General features: G+C 60.4%; 14 protein-coding genes and 1 pseudogene. 8 read left to right on the top strand and 7 right to left on the bottom strand.

Annotation, left to right across the window (positions count from 1 at the left end):
• Nucleotides 1-13: 13 nt before the first annotated feature.
• The 5 genes from recN to fsa all read right to left on the bottom strand — a co-directional run bounded on the left by recN (nucleotide 14) and on the right by fsa (nucleotide 4,402).
• On the bottom strand, nucleotides 14-1,660 hold the full coding sequence (gene recN, locus D3Y57_RS17420; RefSeq protein WP_121154633.1) for a DNA repair protein RecN: 1,647 nt from the start codon (nucleotides 1,658-1,660) through the stop codon (nucleotides 14-16).
• A gap of 94 nt (nucleotides 1,661-1,754) precedes the next feature.
• Nucleotides 1,755-2,534, bottom strand: a complete 780-nt coding sequence (map, locus tag D3Y57_RS17415) for a type I methionyl aminopeptidase (RefSeq protein WP_121154631.1) — start codon at nucleotides 2,532-2,534, stop codon at nucleotides 1,755-1,757.
• A gap of 1 nt (nucleotide 2,535) precedes the next feature.
• On the bottom strand, nucleotides 2,536-2,742 hold the full coding sequence (locus D3Y57_RS17410) for a ParD-like family protein (protein WP_121154628.1): 207 nt from the start codon (nucleotides 2,740-2,742) through the stop codon (nucleotides 2,536-2,538).
• A gap of 127 nt (nucleotides 2,743-2,869) precedes the next feature.
• Nucleotides 2,870-3,721: a tyrosine recombinase XerC gene (locus D3Y57_RS17405; RefSeq protein WP_121154626.1), complete on the bottom strand. Its 852-nt coding sequence runs from the start codon at nucleotides 3,719-3,721 to the stop codon at nucleotides 2,870-2,872.
• Nucleotides 3,722-3,748: 27 nt separating this feature from the next.
• Nucleotides 3,749-4,402: a fructose-6-phosphate aldolase gene (gene fsa / locus D3Y57_RS17400; RefSeq protein ID WP_121154624.1), complete on the bottom strand. Its 654-nt coding sequence runs from the start codon at nucleotides 4,400-4,402 to the stop codon at nucleotides 3,749-3,751.
• A gap of 153 nt (nucleotides 4,403-4,555) precedes the next feature.
• Here fsa and D3Y57_RS17395 point away from each other — a divergent pair, with 153 nt between their 5' ends.
• The 3 genes and pseudogenes from D3Y57_RS17395 to D3Y57_RS17385 all read left to right on the top strand — a co-directional run bounded on the left by D3Y57_RS17395 (nucleotide 4,556) and on the right by D3Y57_RS17385 (nucleotide 8,700).
• A complete protein-coding gene (locus tag D3Y57_RS17395; RefSeq protein ID WP_121154622.1) occupies nucleotides 4,556-4,897 on the top strand; it encodes a hypothetical protein in 342 nt (113 codons plus the stop codon).
• A 104-nt stretch (nucleotides 4,898-5,001) separates the two neighbouring features.
• Nucleotides 5,002-7,169 (top strand): annotated as a pseudogene (locus tag D3Y57_RS17390) (primosomal protein N').
• A gap of 13 nt (nucleotides 7,170-7,182) precedes the next feature.
• On the top strand, nucleotides 7,183-8,700 hold the full coding sequence (locus D3Y57_RS17385) for a S1C family serine protease (RefSeq protein ID WP_162987179.1): 1,518 nt from the start codon (nucleotides 7,183-7,185) through the stop codon (nucleotides 8,698-8,700).
• Here D3Y57_RS17385 and ada read toward each other — a convergent pair.
• Together ada and D3Y57_RS17375 are read right to left on the bottom strand one after the other, a co-directional pair.
• Nucleotides 8,690-9,718, bottom strand: a complete 1,029-nt coding sequence (gene ada / locus D3Y57_RS17380) for a bifunctional DNA-binding transcriptional regulator/O6-methylguanine-DNA methyltransferase Ada (protein WP_121154618.1) — start codon at nucleotides 9,716-9,718, stop codon at nucleotides 8,690-8,692. The genes D3Y57_RS17385 and ada overlap by 11 nt on opposite strands.
• A 70-nt stretch (nucleotides 9,719-9,788) precedes the next feature.
• Nucleotides 9,789-10,457 carry a dienelactone hydrolase family protein gene (locus D3Y57_RS17375; RefSeq protein WP_121154616.1) on the bottom strand — a complete coding sequence of 223 codons (669 nt, stop codon included), beginning with the start codon at nucleotides 10,455-10,457 and terminating at the stop codon, nucleotides 9,789-9,791.
• A gap of 143 nt (nucleotides 10,458-10,600) precedes the next feature.
• Between D3Y57_RS17375 and D3Y57_RS17370 the strand changes: the two genes are divergently transcribed.
• The 5 genes from D3Y57_RS17370 to D3Y57_RS17350 all read left to right on the top strand — a co-directional run bounded on the left by D3Y57_RS17370 (nucleotide 10,601) and on the right by D3Y57_RS17350 (nucleotide 15,399).
• Complete coding sequence (locus tag D3Y57_RS17370) at nucleotides 10,601-11,155, top strand: F0F1 ATP synthase subunit delta (RefSeq protein WP_121154614.1); 555 nt, start codon at nucleotides 10,601-10,603, stop codon at nucleotides 11,153-11,155.
• Between the two features lie 8 nt (nucleotides 11,156-11,163).
• Nucleotides 11,164-12,693, top strand: coding sequence for a F0F1 ATP synthase subunit alpha (atpA, locus tag D3Y57_RS17365; RefSeq protein ID WP_121154612.1), 1,530 nt, complete (start codon nucleotides 11,164-11,166; stop codon nucleotides 12,691-12,693).
• Nucleotides 12,694-13,575 carry a F0F1 ATP synthase subunit gamma gene (locus D3Y57_RS17360; RefSeq protein ID WP_121154610.1) on the top strand — a complete coding sequence of 294 codons (882 nt, stop codon included), beginning with the start codon at nucleotides 12,694-12,696 and terminating at the stop codon, nucleotides 13,573-13,575.
• A 130-nt stretch (nucleotides 13,576-13,705) separates the two neighbouring features.
• Nucleotides 13,706-15,130, top strand: coding sequence for a F0F1 ATP synthase subunit beta (gene atpD / locus D3Y57_RS17355; RefSeq protein WP_121156127.1), 1,425 nt, complete (start codon nucleotides 13,706-13,708; stop codon nucleotides 15,128-15,130).
• A 2-nt stretch (nucleotides 15,131-15,132) separates the two neighbouring features.
• The gene (locus D3Y57_RS17350) at nucleotides 15,133-15,399 is read left to right on the top strand and encodes an ATP synthase F1 subunit epsilon (protein ID WP_121154608.1); all 267 of its coding nucleotides are present in this window, start codon (nucleotides 15,133-15,135) and stop codon (nucleotides 15,397-15,399) included.
• Nucleotides 15,400-15,545 lie beyond the last annotated feature (146 nt).

Genomic DNA, 15,545 nt, shown 5'->3' with positions numbered 1-15,545 from the left:
GCTTCGGCGTCGGTCACGCAGCCTCCACCAGTCGGGCGGCCTGCGCGCGGGCTTCTTCGGTGACATGATTTCCCGACAACATCCGTGCGATTTCCTCCTGTCGCGCTTCGGCATCGAGCGTGCGCAGGTTAGTGCGCGTCACTAACCCGTCGCTGTTCTTGGCGATCAGCAGATGTTCACCACCGCGCGCGGCAACCTGTGGACTGTGCGTAACGACCAACACCTGTCGCGTATCGGCCAGTCGCGCCAAACGTTCGCCGATGGCCGAAGCGACCGCACCGCCGACACCCCGGTCGATTTCGTCGAAGATCATCGTTCCCGCCCCGCCTTCTTCGGCAAGCGCGACCTTTAGCGCGAGGATGAAACGCGACAATTCGCCGCCGCTGGCAATCTTTGTCAGGGGCGCAAATGGCGCGCCGGGGTTGGTCGAGATTTCAAATTCCACACGATCCGCCCCCTGTTCACTGTCGTTGCCGGGGGCGACGGCGGTGCGGAAACGCGCGGCGTCGAGCTTCAGCGGCGCAAGCTCGTTCGCCACCGCCTTGTCGAGCCGAAGCGCAGCGGCGGTACGGGCCTTGGTCAAAACATCGGCGGCGGCGCGATAAGCGGTGCGGGCGGCGGCGGCCTGCGCGATCAGACGGTCAATCCCAGCCCCGCCCTCTTCGATTGCGTTAAGTTTGGCGCGTAACTCCGTTGCAAAGGTGGCAAGAGCGTCAGGCGTCACGCGGTGTTTGCGGGCCAGCGCGCGCAGATCGAACAGACGGGTTTCATCGGCTTCGAGCTGGGCCGGGTCGAAGACGTGGAGGCTGGCGGCGCGCTGCAACTGTTCATCGGCAACCGCGCCTTCGATAATGGCGCGGTCGATGGCGGCCAGTGCTTCGGCCAGCGTCGTATGTTCACGGGCGACGCGGTCGAGTGCGCGGGCGGCGGCGCGCAATTTGGGAAGTGCGCCATCGGCCCCTTCGACCAGTGCCATGATATCTTCGAGTTCGCCCGACAGGCGTTCGCCGCGCTGCATATTGGCGCGGCGGTCGGCGAGTTCCTCTTCCTCACCCTCCTCGGGGGCAAATTCATCGAGTTCGGCAACGGTGTGCGTCAGCCAGTCACGGTCGCGCGTGGCGTCGTCCAATGCGGTCTTCGCGGTTTCCAGCGCGATATCGGCGGCACGCATCGCGGCAAAGGACTGGCCGATCTGACCGAGGTCGATCCGTCCGAAAATGTCGAGCAAGGCGCGGTGGCCGGTCGGCGCAAGCAGCCCGCGATCATCATGCTGGCCGTGGATTTCAACCAGTCTGGACCCGAATTCGCGAAGCAAAGCGCCCGACACCGGCTGATCGTTAACGAAGGCACGGCTTTTTCCGTCCCATTTCAACGTGCGGCGAACGATCAGCGGCTCGCTGGCATCGCATAATATATCGTTATCTATCAGTATTTTAGCGGCCTCAACATCATGTTCAAAGGTCGCGGCGACGCTCGCCTGTGCTGCACCCTGACGGACGAGGCCACTGGCTGCGCGATCACCAAGCGCAAGGCCAAGCGCGTCGAGCAGGATCGATTTCCCCGCGCCGGTTTCGCCGGTGATGACGACGAGGCCGGGCCGGAATTCGAGGTCCAGAGCCTCGATTAGGACAACGTCGCGGATGGATAGGGAGAGGAGCACGTTGCCCTGTTACCGGGATTTGGTTGGTGAGCGAAGCCCTGTTGTTTATGCGTCCGTTAAAGTCGGTTATCGCATCAAGAGCGACAACCGATCATCACACTCTGCGTTCCAGCATCGGCTTCTCATCGCGGCGCAGAGTCAGGACATCGACGCCATCGCTCGTGACCGCGACGGTATGCTCAAATTGGGCGGAAAGCTTTCGGTCGTTGGTCACGACCGTCCATCCATCGCTCTCGGTCGAGACCTTGCGAGTGCCCTGATTCACCATCGGCTCGATGGTGAAGACCATGCCTTCGCGCAGCTTCAAGCCCGTTCCCGGCCGACCGAAATTCAGCACCTGCGGTTCCTCGTGCATTTCGCGACCAATGCCATGCCCGCAATATTCCCGAACGACCGAATAGCCGTTACTTTTGGCGTGCCGTTCGATCGCAAAGCCGATGTCCCCCAGATGCGCTCCGGGCCGCACCTGTTTTATACCTTTCCACATCGCCTCCTGCGCGACCCGCACGAGTCGCTTTGCGGCAGGCGGGGCATTGCCGACCATATAGGTCTTGCTTGAATCCGCGATGAAGCCGTTCTTTTCGAGCGTGATGTCGAGGTTGATGATATCGCCGTCACGGATGATCTCCCGGTCGTGAGGCACACCGTGGCAAACGACATGATTGATCGAACAGTTCAGGACATATTTAAAGCCATATTGCCCCTTGCTCGCCGGACGGGCGGCAAGGTCCACGGTGATGAAGCGGTCGACCAGATCGTTGACCTGTAATGTCGACATGCCGGCAAAGTCCTGCCCGTCCAGCATCTCGAAAACGGACGCCAGCAGCTTGCCTGAAACGCGCATGAGCGCCAGTTCGTCTGAGGTCTTTACCATGTCAGGCGAACGCTACCTCTGCCACACGCACATGCGCCGTCGCCAACTGCATCTTAACGATATCGTTGAAGGACAGGGTCGGATTGGCTTCCGCCATCATACCGATCTTCATCCAGAATTCGGCCTGTGCATTGATGGATCGGCACATCACCGTACTGGCCCGGCGGGCTTCCTCATGCAGGTCATCGTCGATTTTTACGATGCCCATGAATATCTACTAGAGCTAATGAACATACGAACCATATATGATTCGCATACTCTTTGGTCAATCGAATGTTGGGAGAAATGCGCGACCCCGCTCGATCTCCACGTGCCCGGCCGATCGAAACGTCCCTTCACCCATGCGGATGCGCATTCCGGTAAACGTCCAGCAAATGCGCCGCATCGACCGAAGTATATATTTGCGTCGATGACAGGCTCGCGTGCCCGAGCAACGCCTGCAACGATCGTAAATCCGCCCCACGTCCCAGCAGATGCGTGGCAAAACTATGTCGCAAAGCGTGGGGCGTCGTCCGAGAAGCCAGCCCCAGCCGCCCGCGCGCACCCTGCACCGCACGCCTGATAATCTCGGGCTTCAATGGGCCGCCCCGCGCGCCCCGGAACAGCGGCTCATCCTTTGAAATCGGCCACGGGCTAAGCGTCGCATAAGCCTCAACGGCATCACGCACCGGCGCAATCAACGGCACCATCCGCGTCTTGTCGCGCTTACCCGTCACGGTCAGCACAGCGCCCAGCGGCAACACCGCCCCCGTCAAACCGACCGCCTCACCGATCCGCAGCCCCGCGCCATATAGCAGCATCAGCACCGCCCAATCGCGCGCCGAAATCCATGCTTCGACAGACTGTTCGGCCACATCCTCGGCCAAAGCCACGACTTCATCGGGCGAGATCGGACGCGGCACGCCCTTTTTGACACGCGGCCCTTTCAGCTTGGGAGCGGCTCCCTCGCCGCCCACAAACGTCAGGAAATTGCGGATCGCCGACAGTTCTCGCGCGGCGCTCGCGTTGCCGATGCCATCGACCCGCCGCTCCGCCAGATAGGCACGCAGTTCCGCCGAAGTCGGCACCCGTGCCGCGCCCAGATGCTCGACCAGCCGTTCGGCGGTCGAGACATAGGCGCGGACGGTGTGCGGCGACCGGCGACGGTCGCGCGACAGGTGCTCGGCATAAGCCAGCACCGCATTCATCAGACTATCGCCATCAGACGCCAGCCATCAAACGATAGATTGTCCGGTCTTGGCCCAATCGGCAGCGAACCCGGCCAGACCCTTGTCGGTCAGCGGATGATTGAACAGCGCCTTGATAACGGCAGGCGGCGCGGTCATCACATCGGCACCGATGCGTGCGGCTTTCAGAACATGAACCGGATGGCGAACGCTGGCGACGAGAATTTCGGTCGAAAACGCATAATTGTCATAGATCAGACGAACGTCGCTGATCAGTTCCATGCCGTCATAACCGATGTCGTCCAGCCGCCCGACGAACGGCGAAATAAAGCTCGCTCCGGCCTTTGCCGCCAGCAACGCCTGGTTCGCCGAAAAGCACAACGTCACATTGACCATCGTACCGTCATTGCTCAGCGCCTTGCAGGTCTTCAGCCCGTCGATCGTCAACGGCACCTTGATGCAGACGTTATCGGCAATTTTGCGAAGGACTTCGGCTTCGCGCATCATATCCGCATGGTCGGTTGCAACAACTTCGGCGGAAACCGGACCATCGACGATCCCGCAGATTTCCTTCACGACTTCGACGAACTTACGGCCTGATTTCGCAATCAGTGACGGATTGGTTGTGACGCCATCAAGCAAACCCATCGCAAAGAGTTCGGCAATGTCTTTGGTGTCGGCGGTATCGGCAAAAAATTTCATGGTTCAACTGTCCTTCGGTTCCGATGACCCATGCCAAAATCCAGCGCGCGGCGACAGATGGAATCGCCATATCGTTACGGCGCGCAGCCTATTTGGTCGTCGTGCGTTATCGAAACGCTGCTCACAGGGCTGTATTAATCAAGGACGTACTCAATGAAGAAATTTCTTATCGCGCTCGCACTGACAGGCGTTGCGATTGGTGACGTGGCAGTCGCCTATGCCGCAATCACCCCGGTTAATGTCCGCCAGGTCAATCAGGAGCGTCGTATCGACGCCGGCAAGCGTTCGGGCAAACTCAGCCGCGCCGAGCGCGATCGCCTGACTGCCCAGCAGCATCGCATCGCCCGCGAAGAATCACGATCCCGCGCCCGTCATGGCGGCCGTCTCACCAAATCCGAAAAGGCGCGTATCCATCGGATGCAGGCAAACGCCAATCGGAACATCAACCATGACAAGCGCAACAATGTGCGCGGTCGCAACGGCATCCACCTCTAGGGCTGACTTCATCTCTGCTCTCCAGTGGGAAGCGGCGACATAATAATGACCCAAATGTCGGGGAGCGGTTCCGCCGTTCCCCGAAATACGTCTAAGGGGGACCAATGTCCCGCGCCCGCGTCCTCCTGCTGAACTCTGCGCTCGGGCCACTCGATTACCGTGTCCCGCGCGGGATGGAGGTCGTTCCCGGCAGCATCGTCCTCGCCCCCTCGGGCCACGCCAACTGGCCGGGGTCGTCTGGGAACCCGATCGGATGCCCTCGGACGCAGAGGTCGGCGACAACCGCCTGCGCAATCTTGTATCGGTGTACGATCTGCCCCCGCTGTCCGCGCCTCTGATGCGCCTGATCGAATGGACGGCGAGCTATTATCTCGCCCCGCCCGCTGCCGTTCTAAAGATGGCATTGGCAAGCGCATCCGCCCTCGACGATCGCCGCTCTGTCATCGAATATCGCGCAACCGGCAACATCCCCGACCGCCTCACGCCCCAACGCGCGCAAGCATTGGAACGCATCGGTGAACGACAGGGGTTGGTCCGCGAACTCGCGATGATCGGCGATGTGTCGGACGCCGTTATCCGTGGCCTCGTCAAAATCGGAGCGATCGAAGCCGTCGAAGTCAGCATTGACGACGCCTACCCGCTTCCCGATCCAGACTTCGCGCCTCCTGAGCTTTCAGCCGAACAAACCGCAGCAGCCGACGATCTGGTAACGGCCACCGAAGCCCGCGAATTTGCCCCGATTCTGCTAGACGGCGTCACCGGTTCGGGCAAAACTGAGGTCTATTTCGAAGCCATCGTCGCCGCCCTCCGTTCTGGCCGCCAGTCACTCGTCCTGCTTCCGGAAATCGCGCTCACCGAACCCTTCCTCCGCCGATTCGAAGGCCGCTTCGGTCATCAGCCCGTCGCATGGCATTCCGGCCTGCGCCAATCACAACGCCGTCGGGCATGGCGCGCAATCGCCAGCGGTGAAGCCAAAGTCACCGTCGGCGCGCGATCCGCACTGTTCCTCCCCTATCCCGACCTCGCGTTGATCGTCGTCGATGAAGCTCATGAAACCAGCTTCAAACAGGAAGAAGGCGTCCATTATCACGCGCGCGACGTCGCTGTGATGCGCGCGCGGTTTGAGGGGTGCCCCGTCATTCTCGCCACCGCCACCCCCGCCATCGAGACTCAGGCACAGGTCGCGCTCGGCCATTATCGCGAACTGAAACTCCCCGGTCGCTACGGCGCGGCCCAGATGCCGGAGATCATAGAGATCGACCTGCTGAAAGACCCTCCCTTGCGTGGCCGCTGGATCGCGCCCACGTTGGTAAAGGCGATGACCGAAGTGCTGGAACGCGGCGAACAGTCGCTGCTGTTCCTCAATCGCCGTGGCTATGCGCCGCTCACCCTTTGCCGAACCTGCGGCCACCGCTTCCAGTGCCCGAACTGCACGGCATGGATGGTCGAACATCGCCTCGTCCGGCGGCTCCAGTGCCATCATTGCGGTCATATCATGGTCCCGCCAAAGCTATGCCCCGAATGTAAGGCCGAGGATTCGCTCGTCGCGGTCGGCCCCGGCGTGGAACGCATCGCCGATGAAGTCGCCGAACTTTTCCCACAGGCTCGCCGCGCCATCGTTACCTCCGACACGCTCTGGTCCCCGGCAAAAGCCGCCGAGTTTGTGGGGCGCATGGAAGCCGGCGAAATCGACATCGTTATCGGCACGCAACTCGTGACAAAGGGCTATCACTTCCCCAACCTTACCCTCGTTGGCGTGATCGACGCCGACCTTGGCCTTCAGGGTGGCGACCTGCGCGCCGCCGAACGCAGCTTTCAGCAGATTTCACAAGTCTCTGGCCGCGCGGGCCGTGGCACCAAACCGGGCCGCGTCTTCGTCCAGACTCACGAACCCAACGCCCCCGTCATCCGCGCTCTGGTGTCGGGTGATGCGAATGCCTTTTACGCAGCGGAAACTGCCTCCCGCCGCGAAGCCAACGCGCCGCCATTCGGGCGCATGGCCGCCATCATCGTTTCGTCCGAAGACCTGCGTGAAGCTACCAAAACCGCCCAAAACATCGCCAAAACTGCACCATCGGTGGACGGTATGGAGGTTTATGGCCCTGCCCCCGCTCCGCTCGCCATGCTGCGCGGGCGTCACAGGATGCGTTTATTGGTCCACGCCCGTCGCGCTCTGGACGTGCAGGACGTTATCCGTGCATGGCTCGGCGCGCTCGAATGGCCGCGCGGCGTTCGGGTTGCGGTCGATGTCGATCCATATAGTTTCGTTTGATGGGGTGGTTTTCATGATTCGTCGGTGGTTCGGATTGCTGTTGCTGTGCGTCGCCATCCCCGCGCTGGCGCAGGACAATCGCGACATCGACGCGGTTTCACGCAGCGTGGTCCGCGTCGTGGTCGTTTCCGGCGGTGAAGAGGGCAGCGAAGTCGGCATGGGCAGCGGCGTCGCCGTCACGCCCAACCAGATCCTCACCAACGCCCATGTTGTCGAAAGCGCCGTAAAGGGCGACGGTTTCGTCGGCATCGTCCCATCCGAAGGCACTCGCCGTTACGAAGGAAAGGTGGTCGCCTATCGCGCCGACCTCGACCTGGCTGTCGTCGATATCGGCACTGGTCGCATCCCACCGGCGACGCTTTATTCGGGCATTATGCCCGACGGCGCTTCAGTTGCCGCGATCGGCTATCCTTATGGCGTCGATCGCGCGCTGGCGGGCAGCATGGATACCGTCGTTACACCGCAATCTCCGGTAAAATCACTCGGCCACGTCGCCGGACGCCGGTCGAATGCACGGTTCGATACCGTACTCCATGATGCGGCAATCGGACGCGGCAACTCCGGTGGCCCTCTGGTCGACGCCTGCGGTCGCGTGGTCGGTATCAACAGTTTCCTCTCGCTAAGCGAAGGCATCGATTCGACATTCGCCTTCGCAATATCCGTCCGCGAACTCGCGCCTTTCCTACAAAAAGCAGGCGTTGCGGCAGCACTCGTCGCCACTCCCTGCCTTTCGGAAAGCGAAGCCGGAGCCCGCGATGCCGCCCTTACAAAATCCGACGAAGATGCCGCCGCCCTCGAAGCGCGGCGCGGTGCCGCCGACGCAGCCAAGGCCGCTCAGGAAAAACTGACCATCCGCGATCAGATTTCCGGAGAGCGCGAAAACGGAATGGCAATCGCGGCGGTCCTGCTCGTGTTCGGCGCACTCGCGCTTGCCGGTGCCGGGGTCAGCCAAATGGAAAAGCATAACAGGCTGGCGATCATCGCCGCCATTATCGGCGTCGCGCTCATCCTCGCCTCGGTCATCGTCTTTCTCGGCAGACCAAAGTTCAGCGACGTCGAGGACCGCTACGCCACCAATCACCCCGTCGTCATAAAGGTCGCCGACACCGCCGTCAGCGCAGCCGGCCAAAACATCTGCACACTGGTCCCCGATCGCAGCCGCGTAACCGTTTCAAAAACCGATGACGTTCCGCTTGACTGGCAGGATAACGGCTGCGTCAATGGCAAGACTCAATATGGTGCGAATGCCGGAACGTGGAGCCGGGCATTCGTGCCGAACACCGAACCGACGATAACTGTGCAAACGTTCGACCCAGCGAAACGCCGCTACATCGTCGAACGCTATTTGATGGCCGCCGACGCGATGGACGCCGCCCGAGCGATCCGCGCACGCTATCCGGCAAACGGCTGCGAAACCGACCCGGCAGCGCGCCAATCGGTCAGCGATATGCAGACCGCCATCCGCCAGACGCTGCCCACGACGCCAAACGAGCGGCTCGTGTTCGATTGCCGAGCTGGCCCTAAGCCTTAGCCTCGCGCTTCAGCAGTTCGATCTTCCGCTCCAGTCCATAGGCATATCCGCCCAGCGTCCCATCTGTCCGCAACGCCCGGTGGCAGGGTATCAACACGGAAACCTGATTGGCCCCGCAAGCCGTCCCCGCTGCGCGCACTGCTTTCGGATTGCCAGCCTTCGCCGCGAGCGCAGCATAGCTCAGCGTCTGGCCCGCAGGAATCCGCGCCAGTTCGCGCCACACCGCCTGCTGGAACACCGTCCCCGCAATATCGAGCGGCAAATCGGGCAAATGCGCCGGGTCGGCAACCGCAGCGACTGCCCCGTCCACCAGTTCGGCCATCGCCTCTCCGCCAGCCTCGATGGTCGCGTTAGGAAACCGAAGACGCAACTCTGTTTCATCCTCATCGAACGAGAGGCGGCAAATCCCCCGGTCGGTCGCGGCCAACATCATCGATCCCAGCGTGGTTTCCACAATGGCATAACGAATCACCACACCCGCACCGCCCCTTTTCCAGGCCGACGGCGTCATACCGAGCCGGTCAGGAGCCGCGGCGTAAAAGCGGCTTGGACTCTGATACCCCGCATCATACAGCGCTTCAGTCACGGACCCATCTCCTTCCAGTGCAATCTCGGCGCGTTTCGCCCGCAAACCGCGCGCATAAGCGGCAGGTGTAACCCCGGTATCTCGCTTGAACAGCCGGTGAAAATGGTGCGGAGCATAGCCAACCGCGAACGCCAACGCTTCCAGCCCTACAATTTCCTCTGCAGCCTCGATAATCGCGAGCGCCTTCGCCACGGCTTCCCGGTCGCGTCCGATCTCGTCGGGCCGACACCGCAGGCAAGCTCGAAATCCTGCAGCCCGCGCTGCTGCTCCATCAGCATAGAACGCCATATTCTGTCTGAGTGGATGCCGTGCGGCGCAACTTGGCTTACAATAAATGCCTGTCGTTTTGACCGCGCCGACGAACTGTCCGTCAAACAAACGGTCCCGCGCCAGGAAAGCAGCCCACGCTTTATCCGTGTCGATATTGTTCATGGCTCAACGATACGACGACAGTCCATTCGCCGCATCCCGTTGCTTGCGGTCAAACATCATCGCGCAAACATCACCCGCCATTCTGTCTGAACAGCGCCAACGTCCTTTCCCGCGCCAAAACCGCACTCTGGTCATGATAATCCTTGCGGCGGTCCGAATTGAACCCGTGCCCCGCCTCGTACACATAAACCGTCACATCGGGCTGCGCTTCCTCGACCGCATCGACATCGGTAATCGGGATGCCGGTATCGAATCGTCCGAAGTGTAATATCGTCGGGCATCTGGGATGTTCGGTCGGGTAGTTCTTAATCAGGCTACCATAATATCCCGATGACGCTGCGATTCCCTCGATCCGACACGCTGCCAGAAACGCCACCGAGCCGCCGTAACAATATCCCGTGATAAAAACCGGTCCCTTTGCTTTCAGCGCATCGACGCAGGTCTTGGTATCCTCCATCGAAAGCTCGAATGGATGCAGTTTGCGCGCTAGTTCTATCGCCCGCTCCAATCCCGGCCCATCATAGCTCGCGCGAAAGCCCGGATGCTCGCGGTCGTAGAGTGCGGGAGCCAGCACTTCGTAACCGTCCGCCGCATATCCGTCACACAGTTCCTGAATATGTTCAGTGACCCCGAAAATCTCCTGAATCAGAACAAGGCCGCCACGCCGCTCGCCAGCGGGAGTTGCCCGATACACTTCTATTTCCGCGCCGTCGGACATGGTCATTTTCTCGAAAGGCATCGTCTATACTCTTTTGGTTTCGCCAAACCTTAGCCTCCCACCTTGCGTCGCAGCAATAGCGATGCTAGGCGCGCGCCGTCGGCTATCGGGAGCTTTGCCGCCCAATCCAGTCGACTTAAATATTACTCAGGGGACTGTCACGCGTGGAGAATTCCGGCGCCATTCAAGCTAGCCTCGCAGGGCGCTATGCCAGCGCACTGTTCGGACTCGCGCGCGAGGGAAAGAGCATCGAGGCGGTTGAAGCCAGCCTGACGACGCTCGATTCGGCCCTCGCCCAGTCAGACGACCTGCGACGTCTCGTTTCCAGCCCGCTTGTGTCCCGTCAGGGCGCGACAGCGGCGATCAAGGCTGTTGCCGGAGAGCTTCGGCTCGATCCGTTGACGACCAACTTTCTGGGTGTCCTTGCGACCAATCGCCGCCTTAACAAGGCAGCATCGGTCATCACGGCATTCCGCGAACTGGCGGCCAACTTCCGCGGCGAAGCCACCGCTGACGTGACAACCGCTCACCCGCTGGATGCAAAGCAGGTCACCGCGCTGAAAGCCAAGTTGAAGGCCCGCATCGGCCGCGACGTGGCTGTAAATCTTAAAACCGACCCGGCGATTCTTGGAGGCCTGATCGTAAAGATCGGTAGCCAGATGATCGACGGTTCGATCCGCACACGACTGAACACTCTCGCGCACGCGATGAAAGGCTGACTACGACAATGGATATCCGCGCCGCTGAAATCTCCCGCGTAATCAAGGACCAGATTTCGTCCTTTGGCACCGAAGCCGAAGTTTCCGAAACCGGTCAGGTTCTTTCCGTCGGCGATGGTATCGCCCGTATTCACGGTCTCGATAACGTCCAGGCCGGTGAAATGGTCGCCTTTGCCAATGGCGTGCAGGGCATGGCCCTCAACCTCGAAGCTGATAACGTCGGCGTCGTGATTTTCGGCTCCGATGCCGAGATCAAAGAGGGTGACGTTGTAAAGCGCACCGGCACGATCGTTGACGTTCCTGTCGGCAAGGGTCTTCTCGGCCGCGTCGTCGATGGCCTCGGCAACCCGATCGACGGCAAGGGGCCAATCGTTTTCGAAAAGCGCAGCCGCGTTGAAGTGAAAGCACCCGGCATCATCCCGCGTAAGTCGGTGCATGAGCCAGTGCAGACCGGCCTCAAGGCTCTGGATGCGCTCGTTCCCGTTGGCCGCGGCCAGCGCGAACTGATCATCGGCGATCGTCAGACCGGCAAAACCGCCGTCGCGATCGACACCTTCATCAACCAAAAGGAAGGTCATAAGGGCACCGACGATTCGCAGAAGCTGTTCTGCATCTATGTTGCCATCGGTCAGAAGCGTTCGACGGTCGCCCAGATCGTCCGCGCTCTCGAAGAAAACGGCGCGATGGAATATACCATCGTTGTTGCCGCAACCGCTTCGGAACCAGCCCCGCTTCAGTTCCTCGCACCCTACACCGGCTGCGCGATGGGCGAATATTTCCGCGACAACGGGATGCACGCACTGATCGTTTATGACGATCTTTCTAAGCAGGCCGTCGCTTACCGTCAGATGTCGCTCCTGCTGCGTCGTCCTCCGGGCCGCGAAGCTTATCCCGGCGACGTGTTCTATCTCCACAGCCGTTTGCTTGAGCGCGCTGCAAAGCTGAACGATGCCAATGGCAACGGTTCGCTGACCGCATTGCCGATCATCGAAACTCAGGCTGGCGACGTTTCTGCCTACATCCCGACCAACGTGATTTCGATCACCGACGGTCAGATCTTCCTTGAAACCGATCTATTCTTCCAGGGCATCCGTCCCGCGATCAACGTGGGTCTGTCGGTTTCGCGCGTTGGTTCTGCGGCGCAGACCAAGGCGATGAAAAAGGTTTCCGGGTCGATTAAGCTGGAACTGGCGCAGTATCGCGAAATGGCGGCATTCGCTCAGTTTGGTTCTGATCTCGATGCTTCGACTCAGAAGCTGCTCAATCGCGGTGCGCGTTTGACCGAACTATTGAAGCAAAAACAGTTCGCGCCAATGCCATTCGAAGAGCAGACCGCGTCTATCTTCGCTGGCGTTAACGGCTATCTCGACAACATTCCGGTTAACGCCGTGACCCGTTTCGAAGAAGCCATGATCGCCGACCTGCGCGCCAACCATGCTGGCGTGTTGAAAACGATCCGCGACACCAAGGATCTTGGCGACGATGCGAAGAACGGTCTGAAGGCTGCTCTCGATGCGTTCGCAAAGACGTTTGCATAAATGGCCAGCCTTAAAGCCCTAAAAATGCGGATCGGCTCGGTCAAATCGACCCAGAAGATCACCAAGGCGATGAAGATGGTCGCCGCTGCCAAACTGCGCCGCGCGCAGGAAGCAGCGGTTGCCGGTCGTCCGTATGCCGAGCGCCTCGAAGCCGTGATGGCTTCGCTGGCGTCGAAGGTAACGGTCAGCGCATCGTCGCCAAAATTGCTCGCGGGCACCGGCAAGGATCAGGTTCACCTGATCGTCGTCGCAACGTCGGAGCGGGGCCTCGCTGGCGCGTTCAACACGAACATCGTTCGTGCGGCGCGCAAGAAGGGCGAAGAGCTGGAAGCTACGGGCAAGACCGTGCGCTACTATCTAGCCGGTAAAAAGGGTCGCGTCTTAAAGCGCTTCCTGCCCACCCAGATCGCGCACGATCAGGAAATGGGTCACATTAAATATGTGGCTTTTTCCGATGCACAGGTCGTCGCAGAAGATCTGATTGCCCGCTACGAAGCCGGCGAATTCGATGTCGCACATCTGTTCTTTGCAAAGTTCCAGTCGGCACTCGTGCAGTTCCCGACAGGTATCCAGATCATTCCGGTGCCGCTCGCTGCATCGACCGAAGCTGTCGCTCCAGTTGGCGCTGCTGCGGTCGAATACGAACCCGACGAAGAAGGTCTGCTCGCCGAACTTCTGCCGCGCAACATCGCGATCCAGATTTTCCGTGCGCTGCTTGAAAATGCCGCCTCCGAACAGGGCAGCCGCATGACCGCAATGGACAATGCGACGCGCAACGCTGGCGACATGATCAACCGTTTGACCGTGCTGTATAACCGCACACGTCAAGCCGCGATCACGACTGAACTTATTGAGATTATTGCTGGCGCTGAAGCGCTCTAAACCGAACCGAAGGCAAGGACTTAAAGATGGCAACCGCAGCCCCCACGACCAAAAAGCCCGCCAAGCCGCGCGCGGCCAAAACCCCGCGGCCGACGCGACTGTATCGGCACCGGTTCAGACTTCGAATAACATCGGCCGCATCTCGCAGATCATCGGTGCCGTCGTCGACGTAACGTTCGAAGATCAGCTTCCTGCCATTCTCTCGGCGCTCGAAACCGACAACAACGGCGTCCGCGTCGTTCTCGAAGTCGCGCAACATCTCGGTGAGAACACGGTCCGCACCATCGCGATGGAAGCAACCGAAGGTTTGACCCGTGGTCAGCGCGTCACCGACACTGGCTCGCAGATCCGTATGCCCGTCGGTCCAATGACCCTCGGTCGCATCATGAACGTCATCGGTGAACCAATCGATGAGCGTGGCCCCATCGGCGCAACGCAAACCGCACCAATTCACGCACTTGCCCCCCTGTTCGTCGATCAGTCGACGGAGAGCAGCATTCTCGTCACCGGCATCAAGGTCATCGATCTCCTCGCTCCATATGCGCGCGGCGGTAAGATCGGCCTGTTTGGCGGCGCAGGCGTCGGCAAGACGGTTCTCATCCAGGAACTGATCAACAACATCGCAAAGGGCCACGGCGGCGTGTCCGTGTTCGCCGGTGTGGGTGAGCGTACCCGCGAGGGTAACGATCTTTATCACGAGTTCCTCGACGCGGGCGTTATTGCCAAGGATGCCGATGGCAATCCAACGCCAGAAGGTTCGAAGGTTGCGCTGGTGTTCGGCCAGATGAACGAGCCACCAGGAGCACGTGCCCGCGTCGCTCTGTCAGGTCTGACCATCGCTGAATATTTCCGCGATCAGGAAGGACAGGACGTCCTGTTCTTCGTCGACAACATCTTCCGCTTCACGCAGGCCGGTTCGGAAGTGTCCGCACTTCTGGGTCGTATCCCTTCGGCCGTGGGTTATCAGCCAACGCTGTCGACCGACATGGGCGCCCTTCAGGAGCGCATCACGTCGACCAACAAGGGTTCGATTACGTCGGTTCAGGCGATCTACGTTCCCGCCGACGATCTCACCGATCCAGCCCCTGCAACATCGTTCGCGCATCTTGATGCGACGACCACGCTGAACCGCGCGATTTCGGAGCTGGGCATCTATCCAGCAGTCGATCCGCTCGATTCGACATCGCGCGTTCTGACACCTGCCGTTGTCGGTCAGGAGCATTACGACACCGCCCGCGCCGTTCAGGAAACCCTGCAGAAGTATAAGTCGCTGCAGGACATCATCGCCATTCTCGGCATGGACGAGCTTTCGGAAGACGATCGCCTGACCGTCAGCCGCGCGCGCAAGATCCAGAAGTTCCTCAGCCAGCCTTTCCACGTCGCCGAAGTCTTCACCGGCATCAGTGGCAAGTTCGTGCAGGTCGAAGACACGGTCAAATCATTCAAGGCCGTCGTCGAAGGCGAATATGATCACCTTCCGGAAGCAGCGTTCTACATGGTCGGCGGCATTGACGAAGCCGTTGCCAAGGCTAAAAAGCTGGCGGAAGAAGCCTAAAAATGGCTGACATCCACTTCGAACTGGTAACCCCGGAACGCGCGGTCCTGAGTGCGGACGCACACATGATCGTTATTCCGGGGAGCGAAGGCGATATGGGCATCCTCCACGGCCATGCGCCGGTGATGACCACGATCCGCGATGGCGAGATTCGGATTTATTCAAACCCCACGACCATCAGCCAGCGGATCACCGTTGCTGGCGGTTTCGCCGAAGTGAGCGATGCCGGGCTTACCGTCCTCGCCGAACACGCGACGCTGCTCGCCTAAAACCTATCCCGGCGAAATGCCGACGTTATTACCGCTTCCCCGAGGCTGTCGAAGGACTGCCCTGCTTCCGTCACACGGAAAGGCAGGCCGATCTTCGACAGACTCGGGGAAGCGGTTTTGATTCTGCCATTGTTCCCATCTCCGAT

This window comes from Sphingomonas paeninsulae (assembly GCF_003660165.1).
In the GTDB taxonomy this organism is placed as follows: Bacteria; Pseudomonadota; Alphaproteobacteria; order Sphingomonadales; family Sphingomonadaceae; genus Sphingomonas_O; species Sphingomonas_O paeninsulae.
Note: the sequence above shows the minus strand (reverse complement) of the source record. Positions and strands in the feature narration are given on the sequence as shown.